The sequence below is a fragment of the Myxococcus sp. CA039A genome (genome assembly GCF_013336645.1).
Classification (GTDB): Bacteria; Myxococcota; Myxococcia; order Myxococcales; family Myxococcaceae; genus Myxococcus; species Myxococcus llanfairpwllgwyngyllgogerychwyrndrobwllllantysiliogogogochensis.
On the sequence record NZ_JABUMQ010000455.1, the window covers coordinates 1 to 7111 of the forward strand.

9 protein-coding genes are annotated in these 7111 nt (G+C 69.2%); 5 read left to right on the forward strand and 4 right to left on the reverse strand.

Annotated elements, in window-relative coordinates:
* From HR086_RS43135 to HR086_RS43150, 4 genes are all read left to right on the forward strand, one after another.
* Positions 1 to 1231: YiiX/YebB-like N1pC/P60 family cysteine hydrolase (locus HR086_RS43135; protein WP_174468548.1), on the forward strand; the 1231-nt coding region annotated here is incomplete at its 5' end.
* 8 nt (positions 1232 to 1239) lie between these two features.
* Positions 1240 to 1515 (forward strand): hypothetical protein, encoded by a 276-nt coding sequence (locus HR086_RS43140; RefSeq protein WP_141649139.1) that lies wholly within the window; start codon positions 1240 to 1242, stop codon positions 1513 to 1515.
* 84 nt (positions 1516 to 1599) lie between these two features.
* Positions 1600 to 2424: a SirB1 family protein gene (locus tag HR086_RS43145; protein ID WP_141649142.1), complete on the forward strand. Its 825-nt coding sequence runs from the start codon at positions 1600 to 1602 to the stop codon at positions 2422 to 2424.
* 46 nt (positions 2425 to 2470) lie between these two features.
* Positions 2471 to 3034 (forward strand): NUDIX hydrolase, encoded by a 564-nt coding sequence (locus tag HR086_RS43150; RefSeq protein ID WP_141649138.1) that lies wholly within the window; start codon positions 2471 to 2473, stop codon positions 3032 to 3034.
* Between the two features lie 6 nt (positions 3035 to 3040).
* On the opposite strand, the gene HR086_RS43155 is transcribed toward HR086_RS43150, so the two are convergent.
* The 4 genes from HR086_RS43155 to trxB all read right to left on the reverse strand — a co-directional run bounded on the left by HR086_RS43155 (position 3041) and on the right by trxB (position 6386).
* Positions 3041 to 3313: a hypothetical protein gene (locus HR086_RS43155; RefSeq protein ID WP_174458536.1), complete on the reverse strand. Its 273-nt coding sequence runs from the start codon at positions 3311 to 3313 to the stop codon at positions 3041 to 3043.
* Positions 3314 to 3642: 329 nt separating this feature from the next.
* Entirely contained in the window at positions 3643 to 4143 is a 501-nt protein-coding gene (moaC, locus tag HR086_RS43160; protein ID WP_373564431.1) for a cyclic pyranopterin monophosphate synthase MoaC, read from the reverse strand.
* Positions 4140 to 5324 (reverse strand): PLP-dependent aspartate aminotransferase family protein, encoded by a 1185-nt coding sequence (locus tag HR086_RS43165; protein WP_174464187.1) that lies wholly within the window; start codon positions 5322 to 5324, stop codon positions 4140 to 4142. The genes moaC and HR086_RS43165 overlap by 4 nt, the downstream gene beginning before the upstream one ends.
* Positions 5325 to 5420: 96 nt before the next feature.
* Positions 5421 to 6386 carry a thioredoxin-disulfide reductase gene (trxB, locus tag HR086_RS43170; RefSeq protein WP_141649140.1) on the reverse strand — a complete coding sequence of 322 codons (966 nt, stop codon included), beginning with the start codon at positions 6384 to 6386 and terminating at the stop codon, positions 5421 to 5423.
* Positions 6387 to 6462: 76 nt separating this feature from the next.
* On the opposite strand from trxB, the gene HR086_RS43175 reads away from it, so the two are divergent.
* A complete protein-coding gene (locus tag HR086_RS43175; protein ID WP_141649135.1) occupies positions 6463 to 6921 on the forward strand; it encodes a cyclic nucleotide-binding domain-containing protein in 459 nt (152 codons plus the stop codon).
* Positions 6922 to 7111: the final 190 nt, after the last annotated feature.

The following is a 7111-nucleotide window of genomic DNA, read 5'->3' on the forward strand; positions in this document are numbered from 1 at the left end:
GCCCAAGAAGCACGCCTGGGGCTTCCTGCTCACCCACGGCGCGCTCACCACGGAGCTGGCCCACGGCCTCACCTACGCGGAGCTCACCGGAGGCCGCAAGCAGTTGGAAGTCCTCCTGGACGAGCCCGCCCCCGAGTTCGGCCTGCCCCCGCGCGCCTTCGCCCGCTTCAAGGAAAAGGTCATCCACGTGGGCACCACCACCCAGCTCTACACCGGTGACACGTACAAGGAGCAGCTGCGCCCGCTGCTGGTGAAGGCCGGCGCGCTGGACGGCCCCCGCGTGCCCTGGGTGATGCAGGAGATGAAGCTCAACAGCGAAGTGGCTCGGGGCCTTCTCGCCAAGCGCGGCGCCACGATTTTCGCCAAGGCCGCCACGGACCTCACCCAGGACTCCGCCCAGCGCGCCTTCTTCCCCGTCCAGCGCGCCGTGGCCGAGTGGATGGGCGACACGCGCGTGCACCGCTCCGGCCAGCCGCTCATCAGCCGCGAGCAGGTGCTGGGTGTGCTCAAGAAGATGGAGCCCGGCGACATCATGGTGGCGCGGCAGAACTGGTACCTCTCCAACATCGGCCTGCCGGGCTTCTGGCCGCACGCGGAGCTGTTTGTCGGCACCGCGCCGGAGATGGCCGCGTACTTCGACGAGGACGCGGACGTGAAGGCCTGGGTGGCCACGCTCCCCGGCAAGCCCGCGTCCTTCACCGCGCACCTGGCGCGCGCGTTCCCCGCCAAGTGGGCCGAGTACTCCGGCAAGGACTCCCACGGCGACCCCATCCGCATCATCGAGTCCATCAGCGAGGGCGTCAGCTTCACCGGCCTGGAGCACGGCATGCGCGTGGACTACCTGGGTGTCATGCGCCCGCGGCTGCCTCGCGTGGACAAGGCGCGCGCCATCCTCCGCGCCTTCGCGTACCAGGGCCGCCCGTACGACTTCGACTTCGACTTCTTCTCGGACCAGACGCTGGTGTGCACGGAGCTGGTGTGGAAGTCCTACGCGCCCTCGCAGGAGATGCGCGGCCTGGCGGTGCCCCTGGTGGACGTCGTCGGCCGGCGCACGCTGCCCGCCAACGAGCTGGTCCGCCTCTTCGACACCGAGCACGGGCGCGACAACCGCCAGCTCGACTTCGTCGCCTTCCTGGACGGCCGGGAGGGCGAGGGGCTCGCGAAAGAGGCGGATGAGGCCGCTTTCCGTTACAGCTACCGCCGAGCCAAGTGGGACATCGCCCAGGAGTAGGCACGCACATGACGGAAGAAGTGGCCCAGGACATGCTGGAGCTGTCCGCCCAGCTCTTCGAGCGGATGATTTCGCAGCAACAGGCCAAGGTGCTGCGACTGGCCCGCGAGGCCGTCCCCAACCTCACCCCCGAGGAGCTTCGCAATCCCCACGACTTTCCCGAACTCAAGGAACACCCGACTTTCGAGTATGAGGACGGAATCCTGGCGGGGCTGATTTCGGCTCAAATGGGGCTGCGCGCGGAAATCAAGGGGAGGCTGCCCTATGCACCGCCCACCTTCTGACGCTCGGTTGCCTGCCTTTGCCGTCAAGCCCGGTGTGGGTTAGTGGTTGCGGCCGTGAGCATCCCCACAGGATTCAGCCCGCCGCTGGCCCGGGAACGGTTGGTGTCGGCGCTGGCCGCGGAGCCACCGCGTCTGGACCTGGCCGCGCTGGCCATCGCCACGCTGGACAGGCCGGAGCTGGATGCCCCCGCGTGTCTGCACGTCCTGGACGTCCTGGCGTGCCGGGTCCAGGTGGAGTCGGAGCGGCTCACCGACAAGGGCGAGGCGCTGGCGTCGCTGCGAGCGCTGCGCCACGTGCTGTCGGACATCGAGGGCTTTCGCGGCAACGAGGACAACTACCACTCGCCCGAGAACAGCTTCCTGGACCAGGTGCTGGAGCGGAAGCTGGGGCTGCCGATAACGCTGTCCGTCGTCTATCTGGAAGTCGCGCGTCGGGCGGGCATCCCCCTGTACGGAGTGCCGTTTCCCGGACACTTCCTCGTCGCCCATGACGCGGGGGACCACAAGCTGGTGATGGACCCCTTCCACCACGGCGACATCCTCACCGAGCACGGCTGCGAGGAGCTGCTCAAGCGGGTGGCGCCGCAGCTCAAGTTCGACCGGGCCATGCTGGCGCCGGCGCCGGTGGAGTTGATTGCCTACCGCATGCTGTCCAACCTGCGGCGCGTGTACCTGGGCCGCGAGGACCGCGAGCGGGGGCTGGCGGTGGTGGACCTGCTGCTCCTGTTGGCGCCGGATCATCCCGGGGAGCTGCGCACGCGCGCGGCGCTGCTGGCCAACCTGGGGGCGTACCGCGCGGCGCTGCGCGACGTGGAGCGGTGCCTGGAGCTGTCGCCGGAGGCTCCGGACCGCGACCGCCTGGAGATGACGGCCCGCGAGCTGCGTGAGCGCGCCTCGCTGCTCAACTGAAAACCCCAAGGCCCTCGCCCGTGTCGGGGGGGCCGGAGCGTCAACCATGTCCCAGACGGTGAAGCCCTGGCGGCGACTGCGCCTTGGGTTGGAGCACGACTATCAGGTGATGAAGGTCCGCGAGGACAAGTGGGCGGACCCGAGGACGGAGCAGGAGCATCCGCGCGTACGGGTGGTCTGCGCGGACTGGGTCAATGTCATCGCGGTGACGCCGGAGGACTCGCTCGTGCTGGTGCGGCAGTTCCGCTTCGGCGTCGGCGCGGACACGCTGGAGCTCGCGGGAGGACTCGTCGAGGAAGGCGAGGACCCGGCCGTGGCGGCGGCGCGCGAGCTGGAGGAGGAGACGGGTTACGTCGCGGGCCGCGTGGTGCCGCTGGGCTGGATGCATCCCAATCCCGCGCTGCAGGACAACCGCTGCTTCATCTTCCTCGCGCGGGACTGCGTGAGGGCCCATGCGGGCCGGCAGGACGAGGCCGAGGACATCGCCGTGGAGCTGCACCCGCGCGCGGACGTGCCCCGGCTCATCCTGGAGGGACACATCACCCACTCGCTCGTGGTGGGGGCACTCTTCCTGGAGAAGCTGCGCGAGGACGCGGACAGGAAGCGGTAGCGCACGCTACCTGCGCTCGCAGCCACAGCCACACGCGTCGAAGAAGGGCGTCTCGCCCGGGGCGCAGACGAACATGATTTGACGGCAGCCCTTGGGGTCCTTGGAGATGGAGCGGCGGCCCGAGCCCCCTGGGGAGCAGCGTGAGTGGGCCCCCGCCGCGACGAGCGTGGGCGACTCCGGCGCATCGCCGTCCCCGTCCCCGAATGCGGGGCTGCAGCCCATGCCCATCATGAGCGCGAGGAGCCCCACGGTGGAGTGGGTCGTCCTGACGTTGAGCACCCTTGGACCTCCTCTACGGCCTCCCGCGCTTGCTGGGCGCATGGTGGCGAGAGTCCAATCTGGACGACCGCTCCGACAAGCGGGAGCCCCGGAGGGCACGAGTTCAGGGGAGGCCGTGCTCGGGAGCACACTGTCCACGTCCTGAAGCGGACACAGGGCAGCCCGCACGTGCCGCGCTTCACCGCGCGGGCATTGCGTCAGGCGGGTGGGCATGCGGCTCCACCTCGCGGCGTGAAGCGGCTCCCTCGCACGCCTCCAGGGCACGGAACGGGGAGGACGCGGGCCCGTGTCGCGCTCCCCTTCCCGCGCGCTCGCACGCGCGTCCGCGCTCAACCCTTCGCGCGCTTGCGTGGACGTGACGTGGCGGCACGGGTCGCCCCCGCGCCGTCCTTCGCCGAGCCCCGCTCCCAGGTCCCCGAGCGTCCCCCGGACTTGTGCTCGAGCTGGACGGCCTCCAGCACCATGCCCCGGTCCACGCTCTTGCACATGTCATAGACGGTGAGCGCCGCCGCGCACGCCGACGTCAGGGCCTCCATCTCCACGCCCGTACGGTCCACCGTCCGCACCGTCACGCGGACGGACAGCCCCTCCTTCACGGCGTCCAGCGTCACCTCGACTCCGGACAGGGCGATGGGGTGGCACAGCGGGATGAAGTCCGGGGTGCGCTTGGCGGCCATGATGCCGGCGAGCCTCGCCGCGGCGAGCACGTCCCCCTTCTCCACCTTCCCCGCGAGGATGCGCTCCCGCGTGGCGGGCAACATGCGCAAGAGCGCGGTGGCCACCGCCACGCGCTCCGTCTTCGGCTTCGCGCCGACATCGACCATCTTCACCGGCCCACCCCCTGGGCCACGGCCTGGAGCAGGTCATCCACCACGTCGTCCGGGTCCTCGAGTCCGACGGACACCCGGATGAGGCTCTCGCGAATCCCCGCCGCCTCGCGCTCCTCGGGCGTCAGGCGTCGCGCGCTGGCGCTGGCCGCGTGCATCACCAGCGTGCACACGTCCCCAAGCGACGGACCGGGTCGACCGACCTTGAGCGCCTCCAGGAAGCGCATGGCCTCGGGGCGGCCCGCGCCCCGGATTTCAAAGGACACCATGGGGCCGCCATCCTTGAGCACCTCGCGAGCCACCGCATGGTCCGGATGCGAGGCCAGCCCCGGGTAGATGACCCGCTCCAGCAGGGGCGACTCCGCAAGCCGCCGCGCCACGTGCGCCGCGTGTTCGGCATGGGCCTTCATCCGTACGGGCAAGGTGCGCAGGCCGCGCAGCGTGAGCCACGCCTCGAACGGACCCAGCACATCACCCGAGAGCACGCGCGCGGCGCGCAGCACGTCGATGCGCGAGCGAGCACCACTCACCGTGCCGCCCAGCGCGTCGCTGTGCCCGTTGAGCCACTTGCTGGTGGACTGCACCGCGTAGTCCGCGCCCAGCTCCAGCACGCGCTGCCCCATGGGCGAAGGGAACGTGGCGTCCACCGCGAAGGCCGCGCCCACGTCCCGGCACGCCTTCGCCAGCTCACGCAGGTCCGCCACGCGCAGCAGCGGATTGGTGATGCTCTCCGCCAGCACCAGGCGCGGCTTCAGCTCGCGGATGCGCGCCTGCGTCCCCGCGTCCGTCAGCTTCAGCGCATGCAGCTCCACGCCGAGCGCGGCACACAGCTTCTTGTAGAGCGCGCGCGTGACGCCGTAGCCGTCCGCCGGCATCACCAGCCTGTCGCCGGGCCGGAAGTCCTGGGCCTCGAAGAGCGAGCGAAGCGCGGCCATCCCACTGGCGTAGGCCACGCACGCCTCGGCGCCCTCCAACGCCGCCACGGCTTCTTCGAGCAGCGTGGTGTTCGGAGCACTGATGCGGGCGTAGGCGTAGTCCTTGCCGTCCAGCGCGCCGTCCAGGTCGTCGCTGCTGTCGAACCAGCTCACCGCGGACACGGAGATGGGGGGCGAGACGGGAACCGCCTTGCTGCCCTTCAGCCGCGTTCCGGCATGCACCGCCAGCGTCTTCTGCTTCGTGCTCATGAGAGTCCTGTTCCGCCCTTGCCCGGCTCGAAAAGAAGGCCGGTCCGCCATGGAGACGGACCGGCCTGGAGCATGCGTCACGCGGTGGTGAGCGGGCTACTCGCCCTGCTCAATCAGCCAGCGCTCCGCGTCGATGGCCGCCATGCAGCCGGTGCCGGCGGCGGTGATGGCCTGACGGTAGTAGCTGTCCTGCACGTCACCACAAGCGAACACGCCCGGGATGTTCGTGCGGGTGCTGCCCGCCACCGTCTTGAGGTAGCCGCCCTGGTGCGTCTCCAGGATGCCCTGGAACAGCTCCGTGTTCGGCGTGTGGCCAATGGCCACGAACAGGCCCGTGGCATTGAGCAGCTGGCTGTCGCCCGTCTTCAGATTGCGCACCACCGCGCCCGTCATTCCCTTCGCGTTGCCGGTGACTTCCTCCACCGCCGAGTTCCACAGGAAGGAAATCTTCGGATTGTTGAGCGCGCGCTCCTGCATCACCTTCGACGCGCGCAGCGAGTCGCGACGGTGGACGAGGGTGACGTGCTTGACGATTTTCGCCAGGTACGTGGCCTCCTCCATCGCCGTGTCTCCACCGCCCACGACGAGTACTTCCTGGTTCTTGAAGAACGCGCCGTCACAGGTGGCACACGCGGACACGCCCCGGTTCTTGTAGATGTCCTCACCCTTGACGCTCAGCCACTTGGCCGTCGCGCCGGTGGAGATGATGACGGTCTCCGAGAGAACGCGGATGCCGCTCTCCCCTTCGATGACGAAGGGGCGCTTGCTGAAATCCACCTTCACCACGTTTTCCATGTGGATGACCGTGCCGAACCGCTCCGCCTGCTTCTGGAAGCGGTCCATCAGCTCCGGGCCGGTGATGGCCTCCGGGAAGCCCGGGTAGTTCTCCACGTCCGTGGTCACCATGAGCTGCCCGCCCGGCACGCGCTGGGGATGCTCCAGCGTGGGCCCACCAGCGAACACCATCGGTTCCAGGTTGGCGCGCGCGGCATAGATGGCCGCGGTGTAACCCGCCGGCCCCGAGCCGATGATGGTCACCTTGTTGATTTTCTCCTCCGCCACGGGTGGCTCCTCCCTCTTTCCGTTGAGGCCGCGAAGGTACCAGAGGCCCTCGGGCGCGTGATACGAAGCTGGCCTCATGGATGCCGAGCTCCTCAAGAAGGTTGCGCTGTTCGAGGGTTTGACCCAGGGCCAGCTCGCCAAGGTGGCGCAACTCGGCCACACCAGGGACTACCCGGCGGGCGCCTTCCTCTTCCGCGAGGGGGAGTCCGGCCAGGAAATGTTCGTCATTTCCAGCGGCAAGGTCCGCATCTCCAAGTCGGTGCCCGGCATCGGAGAGGAAGCGCTCGCCATCCTGGAAGCCGGCCAGTACTTCGGAGAGATGGCGGTTATCGAGGACTCTCCCCGCTCCGCGGACGCCATCGCCCACATCTCCTGCTCGGTGTGGGCCATCGAAAGGTCCAAGCTGGACCAGCTGATGTTCACCGACAAGGACCTGGCGTACGTACTGCTCTGGACGTTCGTCCGCACGCTGAGCGAGCGACTTCGCGAGACGAACGACAAAATCAAATCGTTCTTCGCCATCTCCCGCTTCTGAAAGCAGGCCCGCACCGCCCACCTCTCGCCGCCCGAGAGGGTCCGTGGTGTGCGGGTGACCGTCCGGGAGTCGAGCCCTGTCGAGTCAGACGGGATGGGTAGGCCCACCGCGCCCCAGGTAGCGACAGCGGGCACATGCCTTGCTCAAGCACCGCGCCGGGGAAGGTGGGCGGGATGGAGTGGAGCATGGG

Excerpts from the sequence above, each read along its gene's own strand:
- HR086_RS43175 (WP_141649135.1), top strand. The coding sequence starts at position 6,463 with ATGGATGCCGAGCTCCTCAAGAAGGTTGCGCTGTTCGAGGGTTTGACC.
- HR086_RS43150 (WP_141649138.1), top strand. The coding sequence starts at position 2,471 with ATGTCCCAGACGGTGAAGCCCTGGCGGCGACTGCGCCTTGGGTTGGAG.
- HR086_RS43165 (WP_174464187.1), bottom strand. The coding sequence starts at position 5,324 with ATGAGCACGAAGCAGAAGACGCTGGCGGTGCATGCCGGAACGCGGCTG.
- HR086_RS43140 (WP_141649139.1), top strand. The coding sequence starts at position 1,240 with ATGACGGAAGAAGTGGCCCAGGACATGCTGGAGCTGTCCGCCCAGCTC.